Source organism: Nocardioides sp. J54 (genome assembly GCF_000519005.1).
Classification (GTDB): Bacteria; Actinomycetota; Actinomycetes; order Propionibacteriales; family Nocardioidaceae; genus Nocardioides.
The window spans coordinates 1-22,367 of the sequence record NZ_JAER01000011.1 but is presented as its reverse complement, the minus strand read 5'-3'; the positions used below and the strand labels follow the sequence as shown (position 1 = coordinate 22,367).

The 22,367-nt window shown below is 67.1% G+C and carries 21 protein-coding genes; 15 read left to right on the top strand and 6 right to left on the bottom strand.

All coding sequences use genetic code 11. The features are described 5' to 3' along the window. Positions 1 to 16: 16 nt before the first annotated feature. Positions 17 to 337 carry a 2Fe-2S iron-sulfur cluster-binding protein gene (locus NOCJ54_RS0109810; RefSeq protein WP_028655368.1) on the bottom strand — a complete coding sequence of 107 codons (321 nt, stop codon included), beginning with the start codon at positions 335 to 337 and terminating at the stop codon, positions 17 to 19. Positions 338 to 458: 121 nt separating this feature from the next. Between NOCJ54_RS0109810 and NOCJ54_RS0109805 the strand changes: the two genes are divergently transcribed. After that, complete coding sequence (locus NOCJ54_RS0109805; protein ID WP_028655367.1) at positions 459 to 1,469, top strand: helix-turn-helix domain-containing protein; 1,011 nt, start codon at positions 459 to 461, stop codon at positions 1,467 to 1,469. Between the two features lie 248 nt (positions 1,470 to 1,717). Here NOCJ54_RS0109805 and NOCJ54_RS0109800 read toward each other — a convergent pair whose 3' ends face one another. Then, a complete protein-coding gene (locus NOCJ54_RS0109800; RefSeq protein ID WP_028655366.1) occupies positions 1,718 to 2,296 on the bottom strand; it encodes a TetR/AcrR family transcriptional regulator in 579 nt (192 codons plus the stop codon). A 160-nt stretch (positions 2,297 to 2,456) separates the two neighbouring features. Here NOCJ54_RS0109800 and NOCJ54_RS24910 point away from each other — a divergent pair, with 160 nt between their 5' ends. The 3 genes from NOCJ54_RS24910 to NOCJ54_RS0109780 all read left to right on the top strand — a co-directional run bounded on the left by NOCJ54_RS24910 (position 2,457) and on the right by NOCJ54_RS0109780 (position 7,164). Next, positions 2,457 to 5,441, top strand: coding sequence for an efflux RND transporter permease subunit (locus NOCJ54_RS24910; protein ID WP_232221736.1), 2,985 nt, complete (start codon positions 2,457 to 2,459; stop codon positions 5,439 to 5,441). Between the two features lie 633 nt (positions 5,442 to 6,074). Continuing rightward, positions 6,075 to 6,668 (top strand): TetR/AcrR family transcriptional regulator, encoded by a 594-nt coding sequence (locus tag NOCJ54_RS0109785; RefSeq protein ID WP_028655364.1) that lies wholly within the window; start codon positions 6,075 to 6,077, stop codon positions 6,666 to 6,668. Beyond that, positions 6,661 to 7,164 (top strand): PaaI family thioesterase, encoded by a 504-nt coding sequence (locus NOCJ54_RS0109780; protein ID WP_036517446.1) that lies wholly within the window; start codon positions 6,661 to 6,663, stop codon positions 7,162 to 7,164. The genes NOCJ54_RS0109785 and NOCJ54_RS0109780 overlap by 8 nt, the downstream gene beginning before the upstream one ends. 747 nt (positions 7,165 to 7,911) lie before the next feature. Here the strand turns inward: NOCJ54_RS0109780 and NOCJ54_RS24905 are convergent. Both NOCJ54_RS24905 and NOCJ54_RS0109765 read right to left on the bottom strand, forming a co-directional pair. Continuing rightward, positions 7,912 to 10,251, bottom strand: coding sequence for an MMPL family transporter (locus tag NOCJ54_RS24905; protein WP_051485670.1), 2,340 nt, complete (start codon positions 10,249 to 10,251; stop codon positions 7,912 to 7,914). A 31-nt stretch (positions 10,252 to 10,282) separates the two neighbouring features. Continuing rightward, complete coding sequence (locus tag NOCJ54_RS0109765; protein ID WP_036517445.1) at positions 10,283 to 10,882, bottom strand: TetR/AcrR family transcriptional regulator; 600 nt, start codon at positions 10,880 to 10,882, stop codon at positions 10,283 to 10,285. A gap of 416 nt (positions 10,883 to 11,298) precedes the next feature. Here NOCJ54_RS0109765 and NOCJ54_RS0109760 point away from each other — a divergent pair, with 416 nt between their 5' ends. The 5 genes from NOCJ54_RS0109760 to NOCJ54_RS24900 all read left to right on the top strand — a co-directional run bounded on the left by NOCJ54_RS0109760 (position 11,299) and on the right by NOCJ54_RS24900 (position 16,942). After that, positions 11,299 to 11,556 (top strand): hypothetical protein, encoded by a 258-nt coding sequence (locus tag NOCJ54_RS0109760; protein ID WP_028655360.1) that lies wholly within the window; start codon positions 11,299 to 11,301, stop codon positions 11,554 to 11,556. A 315-nt stretch (positions 11,557 to 11,871) separates the two neighbouring features. Next, positions 11,872 to 13,050 (top strand): cytochrome P450, encoded by a 1,179-nt coding sequence (locus NOCJ54_RS0109755; protein ID WP_028655359.1) that lies wholly within the window; start codon positions 11,872 to 11,874, stop codon positions 13,048 to 13,050. 597 nt (positions 13,051 to 13,647) lie between these two features. Further along, positions 13,648 to 14,727: an ArdC-like ssDNA-binding domain-containing protein gene (locus tag NOCJ54_RS0109750; RefSeq protein ID WP_028655358.1), complete on the top strand. Its 1,080-nt coding sequence runs from the start codon at positions 13,648 to 13,650 to the stop codon at positions 14,725 to 14,727. Further along, on the top strand, positions 14,724 to 15,188 hold the full coding sequence (locus tag NOCJ54_RS0109745) for a hypothetical protein (protein ID WP_028655357.1): 465 nt from the start codon (positions 14,724 to 14,726) through the stop codon (positions 15,186 to 15,188). The genes NOCJ54_RS0109750 and NOCJ54_RS0109745 overlap by 4 nt, the downstream gene beginning before the upstream one ends. Further along, the gene (locus NOCJ54_RS24900) at positions 15,185 to 16,942 is read left to right on the top strand and encodes a TraM recognition domain-containing protein (RefSeq protein WP_051485669.1); all 1,758 of its coding nucleotides are present in this window, start codon (positions 15,185 to 15,187) and stop codon (positions 16,940 to 16,942) included. The genes NOCJ54_RS0109745 and NOCJ54_RS24900 overlap by 4 nt, the downstream gene beginning before the upstream one ends. On the opposite strand, the gene NOCJ54_RS29425 is transcribed toward NOCJ54_RS24900, so the two are convergent. Further along, positions 16,928 to 17,224, bottom strand: a complete 297-nt coding sequence (locus tag NOCJ54_RS29425; RefSeq protein ID WP_145726338.1) for a hypothetical protein — start codon at positions 17,222 to 17,224, stop codon at positions 16,928 to 16,930. The genes NOCJ54_RS24900 and NOCJ54_RS29425 overlap by 15 nt on opposite strands. A gap of 252 nt (positions 17,225 to 17,476) precedes the next feature. Here NOCJ54_RS29425 and NOCJ54_RS0109735 point away from each other — a divergent pair, with 252 nt between their 5' ends. The 6 genes from NOCJ54_RS0109735 to NOCJ54_RS24895 all read left to right on the top strand — a co-directional run bounded on the left by NOCJ54_RS0109735 (position 17,477) and on the right by NOCJ54_RS24895 (position 21,612). Beyond that, positions 17,477 to 17,890, top strand: a complete 414-nt coding sequence (locus NOCJ54_RS0109735; RefSeq protein ID WP_028655356.1) for a single-stranded DNA-binding protein — start codon at positions 17,477 to 17,479, stop codon at positions 17,888 to 17,890. Between the two features lie 11 nt (positions 17,891 to 17,901). Further along, a complete protein-coding gene (locus tag NOCJ54_RS0109730; RefSeq protein ID WP_028655355.1) occupies positions 17,902 to 18,438 on the top strand; it encodes a hypothetical protein in 537 nt (178 codons plus the stop codon). A gap of 116 nt (positions 18,439 to 18,554) precedes the next feature. Next, complete coding sequence (locus tag NOCJ54_RS0109725) at positions 18,555 to 18,854, top strand: hypothetical protein (RefSeq protein ID WP_028655354.1); 300 nt, start codon at positions 18,555 to 18,557, stop codon at positions 18,852 to 18,854. 23 nt (positions 18,855 to 18,877) lie between these two features. Next, positions 18,878 to 20,164, top strand: coding sequence for a hypothetical protein (locus NOCJ54_RS0109720; protein ID WP_198020177.1), 1,287 nt, complete (start codon positions 18,878 to 18,880; stop codon positions 20,162 to 20,164). 34 nt (positions 20,165 to 20,198) lie between these two features. After that, entirely contained in the window at positions 20,199 to 20,387 is a 189-nt protein-coding gene (locus tag NOCJ54_RS0109715) for a helix-turn-helix transcriptional regulator (protein ID WP_028655352.1), read from the top strand. Then, the gene (locus NOCJ54_RS24895; RefSeq protein ID WP_084255024.1) at positions 20,374 to 21,612 is read left to right on the top strand and encodes a tyrosine-type recombinase/integrase; all 1,239 of its coding nucleotides are present in this window, start codon (positions 20,374 to 20,376) and stop codon (positions 21,610 to 21,612) included. The genes NOCJ54_RS0109715 and NOCJ54_RS24895 overlap by 14 nt, the downstream gene beginning before the upstream one ends. 497 nt (positions 21,613 to 22,109) lie before the next feature. Here NOCJ54_RS24895 and NOCJ54_RS24890 read toward each other — a convergent pair. Beyond that, positions 22,110 to 22,367: IS256 family transposase (locus tag NOCJ54_RS24890; RefSeq protein ID WP_036517443.1), on the bottom strand; the 258-nt coding region annotated here is incomplete at its 5' end.

Sequence of the window (22,367 nt, the reverse complement as noted above, 5' to 3'; positions counted from 1 at the left end):
ACGCTCCTCTCGTTGATCACATCTGGAATTCGGGCAGCCGGACAGTCAGTCCGTTCCAGGCCTCGGAGACCACCATCTGGCAGGACAACCGAGAGGTCGGTTCACGCTCGGGGTTCATGGCGAGCATCTGCTCCTCGTCGGCACCGGATGGCCCCACGCGGTCCGACCACGGAGGGTCAACGATGACGTGACAGGTCCCGCACGCAGCCTCGCCCCCGCAGTCGCCGTCGATGCCGGGCACCGCGTTGTTCGTCGCGACCTGCATCAACGACTGCCCTTCCTCCAGGGACGCCGCGTGTGTCTCGCCGTCGTGCGACACGAAAGTAACCACTGCCATAACAACTCCTGGTGCATGTCGGGGGCCGCAATGCCTTGCTCAAACTCTTGCCGCGGGCGCCGGGCCTGGCTATGTTCACCGGATCCAGATAGTTGTGAGTTCGGGTCAGAGAAAGGCTTCGATGAGCTTCACCGAACCGGGTGTCCCCTACACCGCATTCGCGCAGTTGCTCGAGAGCCAAGCGCTCGACGCGCACGCGGTCGCACAGTTCCGCGCCATCATGACTCGCGAGAGTGCCGCCGATCCGACGCTGCTGCAGCTTGAGGGCCAGGTCCCGGTGCGGTGGTTCCGGGAGGTCTACCCCGAGCTTGACGCCGAACAAGCAACCAAGCTCGGCCACGCGTTCGCAGAACACGCTCAGTTGACCTCTTTCGGCCCCTTGAGCGTTCCGCTCATCAGCGCAGGGTCCGTAGCCGAGATCATGGAACTGCTCACGTATCTTCCCTTGATCACGACGGCCGTCACGACACGGTTCCATCCGAACGAAGAGGGACTCACGGTTGGGCTCACAGGCCACATAGGTGATTCGGACCTGGACTGCCTGATCGTCACCTACTGCGGCGCCGCACTGCGGCGATTGGTCCAGATGCTCGTCGGCGACGAATCAACCGTCAGACTGCACACGAGTTGGCCAGCACCGACCGACGTGGATCAGGACGAAGCGCGGCCCGGGAACATGGTTTTCAACGCCCCGATGACGTTCCTCCACGTGCCCACCGAGGCTCTGAATGAGGTCTGTCGATTCTCCGATCCCGTTGCCTATCGGCTCGCCATTGCCGACCTCCGGGAAGCTCTCGAGCACAGGGTCGGACCCACGTCGTACTCGGCCAAGGTACGAGCGTCGTTGGACGAAGCTGCAGCGCTCAAGACGTGCCGGACGGTCGCCGAGGAGCTGTCAGTGTCCGCCAGCACCCTCAAACGGCGCCTCCACGAGGAGGGCACCACGTTCCGCGAGTTGCTCGAGTCGTCGTTGCTTGAGCGCGCCACGCTACGGCTACTCGACCGATCCATGTCGGTCAGCGAGATCGCCGTTGACCTCGGTTACAGCGACCTCACCAACTTCTCGCACGCCTTCAAGCGGTGGACGGGCCGGTCTCCACGGCAGTTTCGAGAATCGTGCCGGAGCTGGTGATCGATCCGATTGGTGTGCGGCTCGCGTAGCCGGCACAGCGCCCGGCCCGACCTACGTGCCGGCATCGATCAGATCTGTCCCGACTCGCCGTGCTCGGCCAAGGTCGGCGCCCGATCTCACGATGCGTGCCCTCCGTCGCCTGCCAGGTACTGGCTACTGCCGCCCCCAACTGCTGATTCCAGATTCCGACGAGCTCCACCGATAGCGAGACCTCCAGCGGTGTCGGCGGAGTACAGCGGTCGGAGACGCTAGCCAGCAAGGCCCTGCATCAGTACAGCGAGGACCCGTTTCGCGATTTGTTCTGCGGACGGGCGGGTGTCTTCGACGGCGTGGTAGAGACCGGCGACGGTGATGGCGCCGAAGATCGCGAGCGAGGCGTCTTCGGGGTGGGGCTGGACCTGTAGCGATCCATCGGCGGCGCCTTCGTCGAGAAGTTGTTCGATGGGTCGCTGGAAAGCCTCCTGGAGGGCGTGGGCCAGCTCCGGGAGTCTGGTGGCACGACCAAGGTCACCCACGAGCGCTCGGCATGCGGCCGGCTGGTCGAGCATGACGGCGATCTGCGCGTGGACCGCGGCTTCGAGACGCTCGCGGGCGGTTCCGGGGGTGCCGACGGCGGCCGCAACCTCCCCGGCGATGGCTTCGAGCATGTCGGTGAGTAGGAAGGCCAGGATCTCGTCCTTGCCTGTGAAGTAGTAGTAGAGCGTTGCGCGGGGGATGCCGGAGGCGGCGGCGATGTCGTCCATCTTGGCCTCGGTGATGCCGCGCTCGGCGATCAGCTCTGCTGCGCCGTAGAGCTTGCTCGCGATCGTTGCTGGCAGTTGCCGCATCTGTGCCTTGACCTTTCGGGCGAACGTCTCTGCGTTCGTTCGATGTGTATCGACTGTGGCGCCAGTCTATGTTGTACTTTGAGTACAAACCAAAGATGCAGACACCGTGGGGGTATCCGTGGGTGTTGGGGCGCCGGGCCGTCTGGCCCACTTGTGCGCGGTGGGAATCCGCTTCCCGCGTGTGGTGGTTGTGGGCTGGCTGATCGCCGCTGCGGCGGTGACCTTCGGGCTGCCGTCTCTGCCATCGGTGGTTGAGCGAAACAGCGCCGCGTTCCTGCCCGAGGATGCTCCGACGTTGGCTGCGTTGCATCGGATGGATGAGGCGTTCGGGTCGGGACGCACCGAGTCGTTCGCCTACGTCGTGTTCCGCAACGAGAAGGGCTTGAGCGCAGCGGACACGCGCGCCTACCGCAATCTAGTGCGGACCCTGCAGGCGAATGAGGAGCGGGTCTCCGATGTGCAGCACTTCGTCGGCAACAAGGAGGCCCGGCAGCAGCTGGTCAGCGAGGACGGTCAGGCCGCCTACCTGGTGGTGGGGCTGACCAGTGGGATCGGGTCGCCGGACTCCGAGCAGGACGTGCACTGGCTGCGTGAACAGGTTGACGAGCTGTCGGCGCCATCGGGAACCACGACGCATGTGACCGGCGACCCGGCGATGATCACGGACCTGACCACGGAGGTGAACGCCGCCTCGGTGAGGATCACCGTCGTCTCAGGCCTCCTCCTGGTCATCATCTTGTTGATTATCTACCGCCGGATCACCACGGTGCTGCTCACCTTGGTGACGATCGGTGTCGCACTGGCCTGCGCCCGAGGGGTGCTGGCGTGGGCCGGTGAGCAAGGAATGGCGCTGTCGACCTATACCGATGCGTTCGTAACCGCCATCGTGCTCGGCGCCGGCACCGACTACTGCGTGTTCCTGATCAGCAGATTCCGTGAGGCGTTCGGGCGCGGGATCGACCCGCTCGCGGCGGTCGAGGAATCCGCGACCAGGGTGGGACCAGCCCTGGTGGCCTCCGCGGGCACGGTCATCCTGGCCGCGATCTGCCTGGGGTTCACCAAGCTGGCCATCTTCTCCACGACCGGACCGCCGATGGCGATCTGCGTCGCGGTCACCGTGGCGGTGAGCCTGACCTTTACCCCGGCGCTGATGGTCTGGTTCGGCCCGAGAATCGGTCCGGCGCGTACGCCCACACCGACCTCGGCGTGGTCGCGTGTGGGCCAGCTCGTGGCGCGTCGACCCGCTCGCGTGCTCTTGGTCGGTACCGCCGTGTTGGTGGCGCTGGCCGCGTTCTTGCCGACGATGGTGATCTCCTACGACCAACGGAACTCCCAGCCCGAAGAGACCCCGAGCAACCAGGGCCTGACAGTGCTGGAGGAGCACTTCCCCCGCAACGAGACCCTGCCTGACTATCTGCTGGTCGAATCCCCTCGCGACATGCGCAATCCCAAGGACCTCGCCGTCCTCAACGAAGTCAGCCGTGCCGTGGCCAAGGTCGACGGCGTGACTGGTGTCCGCAGCATCACCCAGCCGGCCGGCACGCCTCTGAAGCCGGCATCGATCGCCCGGCAGCTCAAGCGACTCGCCAACGGCCTCGGGCGTGCCAGCGACGGCCTGGAGGAGGGCCAACCCGGGCTGGAACGGCTCTCCTCAGGCAGCACTCAGCTCGCGGACGCGATCGACCAGGTGGCCAACGGCGCCGACCAGGCCCACGACGGCGTTGGCCAGCTGGTAAGCGGCACCAACGACCTCACCGACGGCCTCGGCCGGGCTGCGAAGAACACCCGGGGAGCCGCGCAGGGCGCCCGCCGCCTCCAGACCGGTGCCGCCACCTTGGCGACAGGCCTCCAGACCGCGCACGACCAAGTCAGCATCGCAGTAGACGGCATCGACCTGATCGTCCAGGCACTCAACCGCGACCTGCTCTGCACCGCCGACCCAATCTGTCGCCGATCCAGGGAGGGCCTCGCCCAGATCCACCGCGGCCTGAAGAACGAACTCCTGCCCGGACTGCAGAAGGCAGCCAACGGCGCGGCACGGATCGCCCGCGGTCAAGGGCGGCTCGCGGGTGGACTCGACAGCCTCGCCGCCGGGCTGAACCAGGCCAAGAAGGGTTCCAAACAGATCACCAAGGGCCAACGCATCCTGCGCACCCGGCTGGGGCAAATGGCGGACGGCACCAACCAGATCGCCGGAAACGCCGAGGCCTTCGCTCCGGGAATCGAGGAGCTCATCAGTCAGACCAGCGTGCTCGCCGAGAACCTGGAACGCTCTGAGTCCTACCTGCGAACAGTCAACCGTCAGGCCAACACCCCAGAGGCAGGCGGCTTCTATCTACCCGCCAGCGCCCTGCGCGACCAGCGTTTCGCTTACGCCCGCGACGTCTTTCTCAGCCCCGACGGCCGCGTCGCACGCATCCAGGTCACCGGCGACACCGACCCCCTGAGCCCCGACGGGCTGCGCCGCTTCGACGAAGCCCAGGCGACCGCCGAATCCGCGCTCAACCAGACACGTCTCGACGACGCGACCATCAGCGGCACCGGAGCTGCAGGGCTCGGCGCCGACCTGAACCGCTACCTGTACGACGACGCCAAGCTCGTGCTCGCTGCGGTCCTCCTGGTCGTCCTGCTGCTCCTCATCATCACCCTGCGCTCCCTCGCCGCCCCCCTGTACCTGCTCGCCTCAGTCGCGCTCTCCTGCGCTGCGGCCCTCGGTCTGACCACCCTGGTCTTCCAAGACATCCTCGGCCACGACATCCAGTTCCCCGTCCCGGTCATCACTTTCGTGCTGCTGGTCGCCGTTGGCGCCGACTACAACATCCTGCTCATGAGTCGCATGCGCGAGAACGGCACCACCCTGACCCGCGCGGCAGTCGCCGAAGCCGTCACCCTCACCGGCCCGGTGATCACCTCCGCCGGCATCATCTTCGCCAGCACCTTCATCGCACTCCTGAGCTCACCGGTGATCACCCTCGCCCAAACCGGGTTCGCCGTCGCAGCCGGGCTGCTGCTTGACACCTTCGTGGTCCGCAGCCTCATCGTCCCCGCCTGTGCAGCGCTACTCGAGAACCACAACTGGTGGCCCGCCCGCAACCCGCGGCACTCTGAGCAACCCGCGGCATCGCGGGCAAAGACGGCCTCCTGAACCGCGCCCGCACATCTCCATCCGCTGAGCCATCCGATTGTGCCGCGCAAGGGGATCGAGTGCCGGCCTTGGCTTGCTGTGCGGATCGGAAGTGGCTCGGACTAGCGCCGACGCTCGACGTCGTGGCGCAGTTGGGGTACGACATGCCGTCTGAGTTGGCTGCTTCCCCGGAGCGCCACCGACCGCGACACGGTCTATCGCGACGCTGACCGGGGTCGCAGGGACCACGACCGCGTTCGCCGCCCCTTGGACGAGCAGGGACTCGGCAGCATAGACATCGTGATCGCAGGCTTGTGGTTCTGACCGTCCCGGTCATCGCCGTCGTGGCCCACCGGTTCGACGAGCGCCACCGCCTCTTTGGGCCTCGCGCCGATCGCCGGCGTCGTGGTCGTGGGCGCGCTCGACCTCCTCACCAGCGACGCCTCGATGGCGGCGCAGATCTTCTTTCATCTTCCCAGCGCTCTACGGGCGTCGCAGTTGTCGATGGCCGGCGAGATCGCCGTGGTCTTCCACGTTCCGGAGCCCGGGGGCAGCGCACAGCGGCGGATCGCGACTGTGGTGCGCAACCTTCAGCGGCCCGCTGCCCCGCCCTTCGAAGCAACGTGCGTTCATGCATGCATGTAGTCTCTCCCCGTGCCGGTCCAAGTCAGAACCCAAGAAGAGCGCTCGGCCGCGACGCGGCTGGCGCTCCTGGACGCCACGGTGGCCTGCCTGGCCGAACTCGGCTACGCGGGCACGACCAGTGCCGCGGTAGCGGCGCGGGCAGGTCTCTCGCGCGGCGCCCAGCTGCATCACTTCGGTACACGGGACCGGTTGGTCGTCTCGGCCGTCGAGCACTTGGCGCAGGAACGCCTACGCCGGGCCCGAGAGCAGATGGTCCTCCTCGGACCCGCTGGCGCCGGAGCAGGGAAGAGGGAGACGGCGCTCCGGTTGCTCGCCGAGGCGCTCTCCGGCCCCCTGTACGCCGCGAGCCTCGAGTTGTGGGTCGCAGCTCGCGCTCATCAGGCCCTACGGGCCGAGCTGGTTCCCGCCGAAGAACGCGTCAACGCCGAACTCGCCGAGATCTGCCGAACCTACGTCACCGAGGACCCTGTGGAGATCCGGCTCACCCTCGACCTCCTCCTCGGTCGAGGGGTCAGCGGCCTGCTGAGTCCGCATTCAGGTCAGCGTCAAGCCGAGGCCCTGGACGCCTGGGCGCGACGCCTCCAAGGACGGCCTCGTGGCTGACCTGCACACGCTGCTCTCCGCGTGGGCGGAGAAGTTCGTCAGCTACCCCGACGGCGCCGACCTGCCGCCCCACCACGACGAGTGCCTGGGGTGCGGACCGCACAACCCACACGGGCACCACCTTCGATCCGTCCGCCACGGCGATGGCGTGCACGCCTGGCACACCTTCGACAACCGCCACGTAGGCGCCCCTGGGATCGTCCATGGCGGCGCCGTGGCCACGGTCGTCGATGACCTCTACGGGTTCCTTCTCTTCCTGGAGGGCGGGCCCGCTGTCACCCGCCAGCTCTCCATCGACTACCTGGCGCCGGTGCTGATCGGAACGACCTACCGACTCCAAGCCGACGTCATCCGACGCGACGGACGCAAGTTGTTCGTCGCCGCCAGCGCAGCCGCACCAGACGGTCCCACCGTCATCACTTCGACGGCCGTGTTCGTCAAAGTGGGCGCCGAGCACTTCGCGCAAGGCACTCCATCGGGATCCCCCACCGGCTGACTCTCCACGGCGGCCAGACCGCTTCGCGCCAACCAACGGGCGCCTGTTGCGTGTCCGCTGACCATCCGCGGAGGTTCGGTGCCCCCACGGCGCGAGATACACCGGGCTCCCCAGTCACGACGCCCTCAGGCGAGACAGATGCGGCCCAACCTCCGGCCGCTCGCGCGCCCCCGGCTGGAACGCCGGCGCGCTTCCTCCTCAAGGCCGCTCCGGCAAGCCCACCCAAAAGCTGCCCGCGAAGACTTACATACATGCGCGATCGCATGTAGCCTGCTGATTGGACGGTCCTCTCGTCCCGTCCACGTGAGGCGGGGTAACCCATGCATGACCGACACGCCTGGCACCAGATGGCTGATCTGCTCTCCGACGCGGTGCTAAACGCCATGTGGTGGCTCTACGGCGGATTGATCGCCTTCGGGAGCTGCTGGTGGATGGGATACGGCGGCTACCGCGCCTGGCAGGAGTGGGATCGGGATCGGCTTCAGCGGCGCGAGGAGCGGCGGGCACACCGGCTCGAGGATGACGTCGCTCGCGGCCTGCGTGAGGTTGAGCAGTTCTTGCAGGACCAGTGTCCTTCGAACGGAGCGCACGCGGAGAAGGCGTCGAAGGCACCCCGGACCCACCGGTGGCGCCCCTACCGAGGTGAATCTCCCCGAGCCTGAGTCCGCGCCGCCACACCCACCCTGTGCGGCGACTGTGGTCGTGCCGGGCCGGCATGGGCTCCGCCGTGGCGGCGTCCTTGGATGGTCAGTCGGTTGCCTTGCTCACGGCGTCGATTCCGGGCGTCCCCTCGCTGCCCTCGCCTTCGGTGAGCATCCGCAGGAGTCGGTCACCCTCGACGTCGAGGTCGGGCAGGATCCGGTCCAGCCAAGGCGGCAGCCACCATGCCTTGTCGCCAAACAGTGCCATCAGCGCCGGGGTCAACGTGATGCGCACCAAGAATGCGTCGATGAGGATGCCGATCGCGAGCGCGAACCCGATCTGCTTGATCATCACGTCGTGGCTGGAGATGAATCCGGCGAACACCGAGACCATGATCACCGCGGCGGCGACCACGACCCGGCTGGCCTGGTCGAAACCGTGCACCACGCCGGCCTGGCCGTGGTGGCCGTGGACGTGGGACTCGCGCATCGAGGAGACCAGGAAGACCTGGTAGTCCATCGCCAGCCCGTAAAGGATTCCAGTGACGATCACCGGGACGAAGCTGAACAACGGCCCGCCGGTGTCGATCCCCACCAGCCAGCCAAGCCACCCCCACGAGAACACCGCGGTGGTCACCCCGAAGGTCGCCAGGATACTGAGCAGAAATCCGAGCGTGGCCTGGATCGGGACCACGAGTGACCGGAAGACCACCAGCAGAATCATCAGCGACAGTCCGACGATGATGGCCAGGTAGAGCGGCACGATCTCGGCGAGCCGGTCGGACATGTCGATCCCGATCGCGGTGAAGCCGGTGACACCGACTTCGACGTCGTACTCCTGTGCGACCGCCGACCTGGGTGCACGCAGCGCCTTGACGAGGTCAGCGGTGGCGTCGTCGTCCGGACCGGAGGTTGGGATGATGCTGAGGACCGTCATCTGCCCGTCCTTGCTGGTGCCCACAGGCACCGCGGCCACCACCTCGTCACGCTGCTGCAGCTGCTGACTCACCGCAGCGAGGGTCTGGCCGTCGAGGGCAGCACCCTCCGAGGACTCCACGGTCACCAGCAGCGGCCCGTTGAACCCCTCACCGAACCCCTGCGTCACCAGTTCATAGCTCTGGCGGGCGGCCGTGTCGGTGTTCGCGGTCGCACCCGTCGGCAACCCCAGGTCCATGCTCGCCGCGGGAGCAGCGCCCACGCCCAGCACCGCCACCACACCGAGGATCACCGGCCAGCGAAACCGCAGCACCGCCTTGACCCACCGGTCGGCCACGCTGTGGCTGCCCTGCCTCTCCCGCTTGTTGTGTCCCTTCTGCCGCGTCTTGGCCGAGACGATCCGCTCTCCGATCAGTCCGAGCATGGCCGGCAACAGGGTCAGGGCGATGAGGACGGCAAGCAGGACCGTGGCCGCGGCGACCAAGGCCATGGTGGTGAGCATCGAGATCCCGATGACGGTGAGCGCGACCAGCGCCACGATCACGGTGAGGCCGGCGAAGAGCACCGCGCTGCCCGCGGTCCCGACCGCACGGCCAGCTGCCTCGCGGGCATCGAGGCCGCGGTCGATGATCAGTCGCCGCTGCCGGTTGACCACGAACAACGCATAATCGATGCCCACGGCGAGGCCGATCATCAACGCCAGCACCGGGGTTGCGGTGGTCATCTCCACCGACGTCGACAGCGCAAACGCCGTCCCCACACCCACCCCGACTCCGACCAGGGCGGTGATCAAAGGAAGACCGGCGGCGACGAGCGAGCCAAGCGTGAGGACGAGCACCACGGCCGCGACCGCGAGACCGACCACCTCGGCCGCGCCGACCGGGATCTCGATCGCCTTAAGCGAGTCACTCGGCAGTACCTGCAGGCCGGTTCCCTGCTCCGCATCCTCGACCACCTCCAACACCGCAAAGACCTGCTCGTCGGTCAGCGAAGTGGACGGCACCGTGAACTGGAATTGGAGCAGCGCCACCGGTGCCCGGGTCGAGACCAGGACGCCGGGCACCGGGGTCCCGTCGACGACCATCGGCCGGTACGGCGGCGCGGTCGTCTCCGACTCCCGTTGCGGCTGGTCGACCCTCGGCTCTGCCTGAGGTTGTGCCTGGCCCTGGCCCTGGCTCAGTTCGGCCGGGTTGACGACCTGCTGCAGCTCGTAGACCTCCCGCACCGTCTCGGCGATGGCGGCCATCCGCTCCGGTGTCTCCAGCCGCTCGCCGTCCGGGACGGTGAACACGACACTCGCCTGGCCACCCGAAGCCTGCGGTAGCTCCTCGGTGACCCGGTCCAGGACCTGTTGGGCCTCGGTGTTGTCGATCTTCATCTCCGAGGTCACCTTCACCCCGTTGACCACCAACGCAGCCGCCACCGCAGCCAGCACCAACAGCCACCCGACGATGAAGGGCCAGGGTCTGCCGTAGCAGCCGCGTCCGAGGTGGTACAAGAATGTGGACATCGGGGCTGCTCCTCAGCGGGTGATGTGCGGGTCAGAAGCCGTTACGGAGGTGCTTGAAGACCTCGGTCAGGAAGTCGTCGAACTCCACGGCCCCGCGACTGGGAAGTTCGCCAGGAAGGCGGACGTCGACGAGCCCCTCGAGCGCGGAGGAGACCATGCCGTAGACGGCGCCGACCAGCAGCGTGACGTACGAAGGCGGGTAGCGCCCGGCCGCCACGGCGACCATTCGCTCCTCGACCTCCAACCGCATCCGGTGTTGGACGTGGTAGACGTGTGGCTCCAACGAGGGATTCGCGCGCGCCAACGTCAAGACCTCCCGCATCCGGGACAGTCCCGTGGTCGTCAGCTGCAGCCGCAGCGCGACCTCGACCGCATCCAGCAACCCCCGTCCCTCCGACACTTCCTCGAGTGCATCGGCGGCTGCCTCGATACCGGCGTAGGCGACCGATGCCACCGCCGCCTCCTTGCAGGGATAGTGGTTCGCGAAGGTACGGCGCGAGTACCCAGCCATCTCCGCGACCTCCTCGATCACGAACCCGTCCAGGCCGCGCTCCTTCGCCAGGTCGAAGGCGGCCTCGGCAAGTGCCCGCGCGGTCGCCGCACGCTTCCTCTCCCTCAGGCCTTCGATCACGACGCCACTCTCACAGGAATGTGCCCATTGGGCAAGATTGCCCATTACGCACCCCGGCCGTCGAGATGGGGCCACGTCGGACGGCATGAGGAGGACGGTCCTGGGCACCATGGGTCGCAGGGCTGCCCGACTGGCGTCCGCGCCGTGCCAGGGCCGGCCGAGGCTCGACGATGAGGTGAGTGGGAATGGCGATGACACCAGGAGGTCACTCCGGGACCGAGGGTTCGCGCGTCCCTGAGGCCCGCCGCGGACTAGCCAGATTGGGCCTGCGTTTGATCGCTGGTTCTGTCCTCGCCTCGGCCACGCTTCCGTGGCTCGCAGACTGGAACCGCCGCCATACCTTCGGCCCCGAGTACGGGCCGCACGCCCGCTGGCACGGCACGTCGGAGGTCGTCAGCGCGACTACGGAAGGACTTGTGGCGCTCTGGCTGCTGCGCAACCGCCAGTCGGGCGCCCCCTCCTCGGAGCGTCTCATCACCGCGGCGGCTCTGCTGCCGATCGCCCGCTGGGCGCCGTTCAACCTGACCCTGCTCATACCCGGCACGTCGCCCTACGACCAACACCACATCCCCCAACGGATCCTGGGAATGCCGGCCGCACTGCTGAGCCAGGACCTGATCGCCGCCGCAGCGGCTCTGGGCCTCATTCTGAGACGAACCGCGCGGCGAACGTGATTGCCCGAGGGCGACGGGGCGCCGACGAACGTCAGACCTGTTGGCCCGCCCACTTCTGACAGGGCCCGGGAACGACCCCTCGACTCTGCCAGAGGTCTCGACCTGAACTGTGGGGGTGTGTTGTACTCGGAGTACAAACACATTGTCGAGACCGAGAGTTACCTCTGGGGTCCTCGGCCCTGACGGGATCACCACCTTCCGGCAGCGCCCTCGCAGGACGCCCAGGCGAGACACACCAGATTCCGGCAGGAGTGCAGCGGCGTGAGCGGGCGCCTCCGCGCAAGGCACGCGACGAACACCACTTGGAGAGCGCCGATGGGCAACCAACAGCTGACCTACAGCCCCTTCGATCCCGACATCATCGCCGACCCCTACCCGATCTACCGGGAGCTTCGCAGCGAAGCCCCCGCCTACTGGTCGGAGCAGGCGAACACCTGGGTGCTCAGCCGATACGACGACGTCTGCGCAGCTCTCGCCGACCCGGCGACGTACTCCTCGGCGTCCGGGATCTTCCCGACCCCTCCGGGGGTCGACATGACCGAGTTGTTCCTGCCCATGCTCATCATGACTGATCCACCGCGGCACACCGCGTTGCGCAAGATCGTCAGCAAGGCCTTCACCCCCCGGCGAATCGCCGCACTCGAACCACAAATCCACACCATCGTCGAGGACCTCCTCAACGATTCGCCAGAATCCGGCGGGTGGGACTTCGTCTCCGGGTTCGCCGGTCCCCTCCCCGCCGTCGTGATCGCCGACATGCTCGGCGTGCCACGCGCAGACCGTGACCGGTTCCGTATCTGGTCCACCACCCTCATCCAATCCAACCCCACCCGCGGCGAGTTCGGCCCCGGCCTGGACGCCGCGGCGTCGCTCTACGAGTACTTCTCAGGGTTCCTCGAGGAACGACGCGCGCACCCGCAGGACGACCTCATGACCGCCCTGGTCCAGGCCGATGCCGACGGCGAACGCCTCAGCGAGGAGGAACTGCTCGGCTTCTGCCTGCTCCTGCTCGTGGCCGGACACGAGACCACCACGAACCTTCTCTCCAACAGCGCGGTCGTGCTCGCTCAGCATCCCGATAGCCGCCGCGAACTGGCGAACCGCCCAGAGCTCGTCACCAGCGCCGTGGAGGAACTGCTCCGCTACGACTCCCCCGTCCAGGGCCTCTCGCGCACCCTGACCCGCCCGGTCGACGTGCACGGACAACACATGACGGCTGGCCAGACCGTGCTGCTTCTGTTCGGATCCGCCAACCGCGACGACCAAGCCTTCCCCAATGCGGATCACTTCGACCTCCACCGCGCGCCAGAACGGCAGGTCGCGTTCGGACGCGGCATCCACTTCTGTCTCGGCGCGGCGCTGGCCCGGCTCGAAGCGCGCATCGCCCTGCAGACACTCTTGGCCCGCAAGCCGGACTGGCAGGTCGACCTCGACTCGGCCGTTCGACTCCGCTCTGGCCCCATCCGCGGCTACGTCTCGCTTCCCCTGGAGTAGGGGCAAGTCTCCATGGGCCCCCGGGGCCCAGGCGGCAGCAACAGCCCGTCAGCGATTGAATCGCCCAGGGGGCTGACGGAGGATCGGGACACACCAGAGTCTCCACGAAACGCGGGCGATCAATCGGCTCCGGCGACGCGAGGAACGTCGCACCATGGAATCCAGCCGCGACCTGCGGGCGGATCGCGGAGGCGATCACGAACTCATAGGCATTGAAACGGCGCAGCGTAGCCAGCGCTACACCGCTCTGCCGCCGGCTGCGGCTATCAGCCGTGATTGAGGTCGAGTGACATGGTCATTAGCCACTCGCGGACACTGCCAGCGCGTACGGTCGACCAGCTCATGCTCCAAGCCGGCTCAGCCCGCGTACCTAGAAGTGCCGGATCAACAGGGGGTCCCCGGCAACGCCCAACCCCGTCAGCCATGGACTTCGAGCGAGGCGAGCATGCGTCGACAGTCTTGCGAAACCGTTAGCCAGAGCGATGGCTCATCCGCTCTGTGTCCGCTGCCCACACACGGGCGTGACAAGCACATACTGAGGTGCGGCGCGCTGCCCTGCCGCGATGCATCGCCGCCCGACGCGATTCGGCAACCGGGATGACCGGCCAGCCCGGCGCCCGAGACCGTCGCGAGGCGAAGCTCGAGGCCCTACAGCAACAACTCTCAGCGTCGGTGTCCGCGCTCGTCACGGGTGATGACTGGAAGCGAGCGCTGACGTTTGCCGCCGAGTTCCGCTCGCGCAGCTTCAACAACACGATGCTGATCTACGCCCAGCACTACTCTGCGTTCAAAGAGGGACGCGTGCCCGAACCGACGCCGACGTACGTGGCCGGTTTCCACCAGTGGCTCACGCTCGGACGCCATGTCGAGAAGGGCCAGCACGGCTACGGGATTCTCGCGCCGGTCACTGCCAGGTTCGCCTCCGCGAACCCGTCGGACCCGGCGTCGTGGCGTCGTCTCTCGCGCGGCGAGAAGCCGGGTTCTGGGGAGTCAGTGAGGTCGAAGCTCGTCGGCCTCAAGCCCACCCACGTCTGGGACGTCTCGCAGACGGCCGGCGATCCCCTGCCCGAGTTGCCCCGCCCGACCCTACTGCACGGCCAGGCGCCTGCCGGTCTCTGGGACGGTCTCGCCGATCAGATCACGGCTCTCGGGTTTGAGCTCCGATTGGTCTCCTCCGCGGCGGCGATCGGTGGCGCCAATGGGCTGACCGACTTCCTCGCCCGCGAGGTCTCGGTACGCACGGACATGGATGACGCCGCCCAGGTGAAGACTCTGGCCCACGAGCTCGGACATCTCCTTCTCCACCCTCCTCAGGAGAACGTCATCTCCACAGACCTCGCCGCCGACGCGACCCTGCACCGTGGGATCGCGGAGGTCGAAGCGGAGTCGATCGCGCTGATGGTCGGCGCAGCGCACGGGCTCGACACCTCGTCGTACACCGTCCCTTACGTCTCGACGTGGGCAGCGAGCGTCCCCGGCAAGACGCCGGTCGAGGTCGTCCAGTCGACGGCCGAGCGGGTCAGGAACACGGCGCTCAGCGTGCTCGACAAGCTCGACACCCAGAAGGTCGGCGACGGCACCCCGCCCGGTCTCGATCGAGAGCCACTCAGCCACCGAGCTGGGATGGCGCCTGCCATCACCGGCACGCGTCGCGACGGATCGGTTATCGGGCTATGAAGGTCCCAGTCGTCCTCACCACCGTCCGCTTCGACATCGACAACGCCGGCCGGCTCGAGGTCAGCGTCGACGGGCAGCCACACGCCGACGATCGAAGGTTGTCTCGCAGCGACCTCCGATCGGTCCTCGACGAGATCACTGCGAGGCTCGGCACTGCTGTGCGTGTCGAAGTCCACGAGGCTGACGGCACGACGTACTCGGACATCGAGACTCCCGCGGAGAGCACGGCTCCGAATGCCATGGAGCCCGAGCCGGAGACAGCCACAGCGGCACTTGCCGGCGCCGGCTTCCGCCCAGGCGAACAGGTCGCCCTCGCCTACGTCGTGGCACGCCAGGAAGCCGATGCCAACGGCAATGCCGCAATCAACCTCCCACCGGCGCTGTTGACCGGAACACGCCAAGGGCTGGTTCTCCTCGGTCTGACCTCGCTGACGGTCGCGCCAGTCGAGGCGCAGGCATGAATCCGAATGCTCGCAGCGCGAATGACGAGCTCGTCAACCTTGCTCTGATGGGTCTCACCGCCCTCTTCGGCTTTGGGCTCGCCCTCGGAGTCGCCGGAGAGGTCGCAGCGTTCCTGGCCGGTGCGCCGGGGCCCCGCGGAGGTATGGCCAGCGGGCTTCGTGTCCTCACTGACCCAGGGCACCCCGGAACGGCGCTCGGCACACCCGGCCTGTCGGCCGCGGCGTACTGGCTCGTCGTCGCAGCCATGCTGACGCTGGTCGCCATCGCTGCGTGGCTCGTCTGGACCGTCATCGCGCAACTGCGCCACCGCACCAAGCAGGATCCTCACAAGATCGAGGGCATCGCCACCCGCCGCGACATCGACCTGGTGGCGTCAAAGCGAGCACTCGTACGCAGAGGCGAGACCCTCCGCCCCTCGATCGGCCGGCCGCGGCCGGAGGATGTCGGCTACCTGCTCGGGCGCAGCTGCGGCCGAGAGATCTGGGCCTCGGTCGAGGACTCGATCCTGGTCATCGGACCGCCCCGGTCCGGCAAGGGCCTGCACCTCGTCATCAACGCGATCCTCGACGCGCCCGGTGCCGTCGTCACGACGTCCACCCGCCCCGACAACATCGTCGCCACCATTGCGGCCCGTAAGAAACGCGGACCGGTGGCGGTCTTCGACCCGCAGCACCTCACTGCAGGACTCCCTATCGTCGACGGGACCGGAGTCCGCTGGTCCCCCATCCGCGGCTGCGAGCAGCCACTAACCGCGATGATCCGAGCTGCCGGTCTCGCATCGACGACCGGTCTGTCGTCCGGCGGAGTCGAGTCCGGTGGCTTCTGGGAGGGGAAGGCGAGATCAGCACTCCAATCCCTGCTCCACGCGGCTGCGATCGAGCGTCTACCCACCCGCGCACTCTTCGAGTGGTCGCTGTCGCCCTCGGCTGCGCTCGATGCGGTCGGCATCCTCGCCAGCCGACCCCAAGCCGCGCCAGGTTGGTCGGATGCTCTCGACGGGATGATCAACGCCGACCCGCGCACCCGAGACTCGATCTGGATGGCGGTGAGCCAAGCCCTCGCGTGCCTGGCCGATCCGGCTGTGCTCGACGCCGTGAGTCCCGACCCAGACGACGCCTTCGATCCGCGCGACTTCCTTCTGCAGAACGGGACGCTGTACTTACTGGGGACCGGCGCCGGCGCTGGCGCTTCCTGGCCACTCGTGGCGGCCTTCATTGAGGACCTCACCGAAGTCGCCCGGCACCTCGCGGCCGGCTCCACCGGCGCACGGCTTGATCCCCCGCTTCTTCTGGCGCTCGACGAGATCGGCAACCTCGCCCCGCTCCCCTCCCTTCCAGTCCTCATGGCGGAGGGCGGCGGGACCGGCATCACGACGATGCCCGTCCTCCAGTCGCTCTCACAGGCGCGCAACAAATGGGGTGACCACGCCGCCAGCACGATCTGGGACGCCTCGATCGTCAAAGTCATCCTCGGCGGAGCGTCGGCTTCCAAGGACCTCCAGGAACTTTCTGTACTCATCGGCGACCGCGACGAGCGCTCCGACACAGTGACGATCAGCGACTACGGCGCCCGCTCTCTACAGCGGTCGACCCGACGGGCGCCAGTGATGCCGCCCGAGCGGATCCGCACCCTCCCGTTCGGTACCGGGCTCGTGCTCTTGCGTAGCGCTCCGCCACTCGTTGCGGACCTCCGACCTTGGATCATGCGTCAAGGATCGGGCGGTGCTGACGCCCGGCGGTCACATCCCGCTTGACGGACCCGGATCCGGGGCTGACCCGGAACCGTTGCCGTGAAGCGCATTGAGAACCTTGCTAACGCCGGCTGCGCCGTAGCCGTCCAGGGTGGTCCCGTCAGGAAGCACAACGCGTTTCTTGTCGTGCCTTGCCAGAACAGCAGCGAGAACCTTCGCGAGGGCATCGATTCCTGCCGCTGCCTTCCCGAGGCTCACGAGAATCTCAATCGCCTGCTGGCCGTGGGCTGCATGCGAGAGCGGAACCTCTGCATGGAAGCCCGCGCGTTGAAGCGTTGTGGTCAAGTCGTCGGCGTAATCCGCGGAAGCGCGGAACACAAAATCACTGCCACCGATGGATCACCGCCTGCGAGTCGAAGTTCGAGCGGAGCGGTCATGGACCACATGATCCACTCTGCGGGGCCTTCTGCGCTCCACATTGCCGAACCGAGCGACGCGCCTGCTCCCGTCAAGGAACAGCCATCTGCTGGGAGGGCCAACGCACCTGATGACTGAACGCGGAGCTAAACCGGAGTCCGCTCGATATCAGGAGGCAGCATGTCCATCCCCACCCAGATGAGCCTGGTCGGCTTCATCGCCTCAGCACCCGAACTTCACTTCACCAAGGCCGGCGCCGAGTGCTGCCGCATGCGCGTCGGCATCGAGCAGTGGCGCAAGGAGGTCGACGGGAGCTTCACGAAGCTCGACCCGACCTTCCACGACATGGTCGCCTTCGAGAGCACGGCCCGCGAGACCTACGCCCGCTTCCGCAAGGGCGACTCCTTCGTGGCCAGCGGCTACGTCCACGAGTACGAGGTGGACGGCCGCGAGGGCAGCGTCATCAAGGAGGAGTTCGTCGCCCGCAAGATCGGCCACAACGTCAACAAGACTGACTACGTCGTCCAGCGCGGCCGGCACGCTGCTGACCGGTCCCTGACATCCGTGCCCCAGCCGCCCGCCGTTGGCCTCTGATCGGGCTCGCCATGAGTCCGTACCCGGACGAGCCCAACGACCCTGACGGCTACCGCAGCGTGGCCGATCTCCTGGAGCGACCGCCGGTTCCGATCAACTGGAACCTGCTGGACGCGGAGCAGGCCGAGATCGAGTGGCACGACCTGGACCAGTGGGTCAAGTGGCTCAAGAACACGTTCGGTCTCCCGCCGAACATCGTGCCGCCGTACTGGCATCGCCACGACGAGCTTGTCTGGGAACTGTCGGCGCTGCACTGCCACTGGCTCAGCTGCTACCACGAGTCGGCATCGCCGTCGGCTCCGATCAGCTGGATGCGGGACTTCGCCGAAGCTCGCAGCCGACTTCGGGACTGGGTCTCGATCTGCGGCACTCGGCTCGACCGCGACCGCCCGACTAGGCAGACCACCTGGCCCGGTGATCTCCCCGCTGATGAAGGCGGCGAGATCGAGATCCGCGACCGCAACAAGGACTTCGTCGAGTTCATCAGCGAAGACGTTCTGCGTCGTCGCCGGATCGAGGCAATCGCGAATCAGGAACTCATTGGGTGAGCCGGATACGTGCCATGGCCGAGTCGCGCCCACATTCGTCCACAGCATTCGCGCCGCAAGACGACTGAGAGCGATCACCGGCGCACGGTCGATTCCCGACCCCTGAAGGAGGGAACATGCTTCTCCACCACACACAGACCCTCGCCCAAGCCAGGTCGTACGTCGCCGCCCTCGCCGACCAGGCTCTGACCCTCGAGGCGTCGTCCGCTTACGAGCGGGTGCTCCTGGAACTCGACCGCGTCCACGCCGACGACTGCCCGGCGCTCAACACCGAGGACCTCACGGACGACCGCGACATCCTGCTCGCCGTCGCGAGCAACGCGGTTGAGGAGCTCGAGAACTACGGCGTCGACCCCCTGTCGGTCGAGCTCATCCTGGCAATGCTCGTCGACGCACACGATCTGGACATCGGCTGATGTATGGCGAGAACGGTGCCCAAATGCGCACGGAGTTGGCTGCGCTCCTGCGCCAGCACCGGGTAATGCACCGCCTCCCCGCTGACTCGCCCGCCGAGCGGACTGAGGTCGGGCAGCAGATCCTTCGCTTCAGGCACGCGCTCATCGTCTGGTGCGCGCAAGCCATCCGTGTGGCACAGCCGCTCACGTTCCCGAACATCCCGCCGAAGCCGGCGGACCCGTTCCGCGCGACGACCGAGCACGGCGCGGCAATCAGCGAGCTGGCGCGGGCCCTCGAACTCGCTCGCGACCAGGCAACTGCGCCCGCCGCGTCCAGTACTGAGCTCGCGACGCCAAGCTCGAACGACGTCGTCGAACACTGGCGCTTGGCGGCCCGGGCCGCGGCACTCGCGGAGCACGACACCGCGCCCGACCTGGCGGTCCACCTCACGGCAGCCCAGGCCCGAACCATCGCAGGCGACGTCGCGGCGATCAGCCAAGCACTGGTCGTGCTTGATCGTCGCTATCGGAACACACCTGACTGGGAGTCGCTCCCTGGCTGCGAGCGCCTCGGGTGGGCCGCACTCGCTACGGCGCTCGACGTCAGTCTCGGGCAGCCCGACTACAGCGTCGACCAAACCGGATGGCGCCCGCGGACCAAGCCGATCCGCGGACCGGCCAAGCCGGGGATCCTCGGAGTGCTCCAGGCCGAGCACAACCTCCTGGTCCGACTGAAGTCGTTCCCGAACGCCATGAACCTGCGGCTGATCGTCGACTCCCAGCGCCTCCTCAGCTCGCAACTAGTTCCGTACGCCGAACGCGTCGATCCCGAGCTGGCCGAGCAATGGCGAGCCCGCACCGCGACGTACACGCGGATGCAGCGCGAGCTCCGCAACGTCGGAGGACGACTCGGCAATGGGGCCGGCGCCACGACAGAGGCAGCGAACGCGGTCAGCCGAATGAAGGCGTTGCCAGCCGACACCGTGATCGAGCCGCGGATGCTCGGTGGTTTCCAGACACTCTTCCGCCGCATCGACGAGCGCATCAGCGATGTCCTCGAAGCCGGTGTCGAGCGCGGGGCATTCGTCCAGCGCGTGACTGTCCCGCGGCTGGTGAGCGGCGAGGGACGGCTGGTCCACCCCGTTCGCGAGCGCTTCGTGCCAGTCGCCCGTGCGGCCGACCTCGAGGTCATCAGAACCGCGCGTGAGCACCTGCGGCCGCCGGCAAAGCCCGTCGCGGCTTCGCCAGGCGCGAGCCGGATCGATCTCCATGCCGCCCTGATTCACCGTCCGCTCGAGAAGGGAGCGCAGCCCGATGTCCCAGGTTTCTAGCGCGAAGGCGTCCGTTCCCCGGCAAAGGCAGAAGATGGAGAGTCTGCTCTCGGTGGACGAGGTTGCCGAGTTCCTCGGCATTCCGGTGGCGACCCTCTACCAGTGGCGACACAAGGGCGCCGGCCCTGAGGCCTATCGCGTCGGCCGGCACCTCCGGTACGAGCCGGCCGCTGTGCGCGCATGGCTGGACGAACATCTGGCGGATCGCCATGGCCCACGTTGAACGGCGCGAGCGCCGCGGGAAAAACGGCCAGGTCCTGAGGTCCTACCGCGTCCGCTGGCGCGGTCCGGACGGCAAGGAGCGCAACAAGAGCTTCAAACGCAAGGTCGACGCAGACCGCTTCGCGGCCACGATTTCAGCCGATCTCGTGCGCGGTCAGTACGTCGACCCTGACGCGGGCAAGATCCTCTTCGAGACCTACGCCCGGAAGTGGCTCGCGGCCCAAACCTTCGATGAAGGCACCCACGTCGCCGTCGAGCTCAGGTTCCGCCTGCACGCGTTTCCGGTGCTCGGGAAACGGAATCTGAACGACATCCAGCCATCGACGATCCAGGGCTGGCTTCGCACGCTCACGGATCTCGCGCCGTCCTATCGACTGATCATCTTCGCGAACGTGTCGACGGTCTTCACGGCGGCGGTCGACGACGCCCTGATCGTCGCGAACCCGTGTCGAGCGCGGTCCGTCCGCCGCCCGAAGCGCGGGCACCACAAGGTCGTGCCCTGGACCCGGGATCGAGTGCTCGCCGTCCGCGACGAGTTGCCGCCGCGCTACCAACTCATGGTCTGGCTCGGTGCCGGACTCGGCATGCGGCAGGGCGAGATCTTCGGACTCTCCCCCGAGGACATCGACATCGACCGTGGTGAGGTGCACGTTCGGCGCCAGGTCAAGCTGGTCGGCAACAAGCAGATGTTCGGCCTGCCGAAGGGACGGAAGGTCCGAGACATTCCGCTGCCCGACGCGGTCCTGGAGGCGATCAACGCGCACATGACCGCCTACCCACCTATCGAGGTAACGCTCCCGTGGGACAGGACGGATGGGAAGCCCACGACCTTCTCGTTACTCCTGTACAGCCGCGAGAAGAAGGCGCTGGGCCGGAACTACATCAACACGTTCATCTGGAAGCCGGCGCTGAAGCGAGCGGGGGTGCCCATGACACGCGAGAACGGCAGCCACGCTCTCCGGCATTTCTACGCCAGCACAGCGCTCCATGAAGGTGAGTCGATCAAGGCCCTGAGTGAATACCTCGGTCACGCCGACCCAGGCTTCACCCTGCGCACCTACACCCACCTCGTCGAGGACAGTGCCGAGCGCACCAAGCGCGCCGTCGACGCCGTGTTCGGGCACCAGACGCCGGAGCCCGACCCAGACGACGCAGACAACGCAGAACCAGACGAAGGCCTCACGGAGGACGATGAGCCAGACGAGGGCGACGACGATGATGTCTGAGCACGCGGGGTTTGGCTTCATGACCGTGGCCAGAGCCGTGAAAGGGTCAAACTGGGATCGATCTGCCGTCGCCGGCGCGTGTCGCGACTCGGTGACGTGCGGCCACGGCGCGGCCCACGAGCCCTGAAATCGAGCGTTTGAGCAGGTCAGGGGCCACCCGGCGTCAGAACTACGACATCTAGACCTAGATATAGGAGAACAGCTCGAACTCGTTCTCCAGAGTCGTCGAAAGTGGCGGCTGACCTGCGGAAACTCCCCGCGCGTCAGCCGCCACTTCTCGTTGGGGTGCAGATGGGGTGCAAGCGAGTTCGATCAGATCTGTGCAACAGCTCGAACTGAGACTCGTGACACAGGGCCCCGGCGAAGTGCCGGGCCTTGCGCTCGTCCGGCGTCACGCCAGAGCGAGAAAGAGCTTCTCCATCTTCTTGGTGTCGACGGTGTCCGGGCCGCCCGAAAGAGCCCCGTGGGGTGGTGGGTTTTGAGGTGGTCCTCGGTGCCTACTCGTCGCTGCTCTTGATGGCGGCGACGGGATCAGTATTGCTGGTCTCGTAGAGCTTGGCCATGGAGCCTTCGGACAGGTAGCGGCGGTCGCCGGCGATCCATTCGTCGTGCATGTCGATGAGCACCGCGCCGACGAGTCGGATCACGGCGGCGGCGTTGGGGAAGATCCCCACGACCCGGGCGCGGCGCTTGATCTCCTTGTTGACCCGCTCGAGCGGATTGGTCGACCAGATCTTGCGCCAATGCTCGCGCGG

What these genes read in the sequence shown, in the direction of transcription:
- NOCJ54_RS0109730 (WP_028655355.1), top strand. Translation starts at nt 17,902, where the DNA reads ATGAGTCCGTACCCGGACGAGCCCAACGACCCTGACGGCTACCGCAGC.
- NOCJ54_RS0109725 (WP_028655354.1), top strand. Translation starts at nt 18,555, where the DNA reads ATGCTTCTCCACCACACACAGACCCTCGCCCAAGCCAGGTCGTACGTC.
- NOCJ54_RS0109800 (WP_028655366.1), bottom strand. Translation starts at nt 2,296, where the DNA reads ATGCGGCAACTGCCAGCAACGATCGCGAGCAAGCTCTACGGCGCAGCA.
- NOCJ54_RS0109805 (WP_028655367.1), top strand. Translation starts at nt 459, where the DNA reads ATGAGCTTCACCGAACCGGGTGTCCCCTACACCGCATTCGCGCAGTTG.
- NOCJ54_RS0109720 (WP_198020177.1), top strand. Translation starts at nt 18,878, where the DNA reads ATGCGCACGGAGTTGGCTGCGCTCCTGCGCCAGCACCGGGTAATGCAC.
- NOCJ54_RS24895 (WP_084255024.1), top strand. Translation starts at nt 20,374, where the DNA reads ATGGCCCACGTTGAACGGCGCGAGCGCCGCGGGAAAAACGGCCAGGTC.
- NOCJ54_RS0109745 (WP_028655357.1), top strand. Translation starts at nt 14,724, where the DNA reads ATGAAGGTCCCAGTCGTCCTCACCACCGTCCGCTTCGACATCGACAAC.
- NOCJ54_RS0109755 (WP_028655359.1), top strand. Translation starts at nt 11,872, where the DNA reads ATGGGCAACCAACAGCTGACCTACAGCCCCTTCGATCCCGACATCATC.
- NOCJ54_RS0109750 (WP_028655358.1), top strand. Translation starts at nt 13,648, where the DNA reads ATGACCGGCCAGCCCGGCGCCCGAGACCGTCGCGAGGCGAAGCTCGAG.
- NOCJ54_RS0109715 (WP_028655352.1), top strand. Translation starts at nt 20,199, where the DNA reads ATGGAGAGTCTGCTCTCGGTGGACGAGGTTGCCGAGTTCCTCGGCATT.
- NOCJ54_RS24905 (WP_051485670.1), bottom strand. Translation starts at nt 10,251, where the DNA reads ATGTCCACATTCTTGTACCACCTCGGACGCGGCTGCTACGGCAGACCC.
- NOCJ54_RS24900 (WP_051485669.1), top strand. Translation starts at nt 15,185, where the DNA reads ATGAATCCGAATGCTCGCAGCGCGAATGACGAGCTCGTCAACCTTGCT.
- NOCJ54_RS0109810 (WP_028655368.1), bottom strand. Translation starts at nt 337, where the DNA reads ATGGCAGTGGTTACTTTCGTGTCGCACGACGGCGAGACACACGCGGCG.
- NOCJ54_RS0109735 (WP_028655356.1), top strand. Translation starts at nt 17,477, where the DNA reads ATGTCCATCCCCACCCAGATGAGCCTGGTCGGCTTCATCGCCTCAGCA.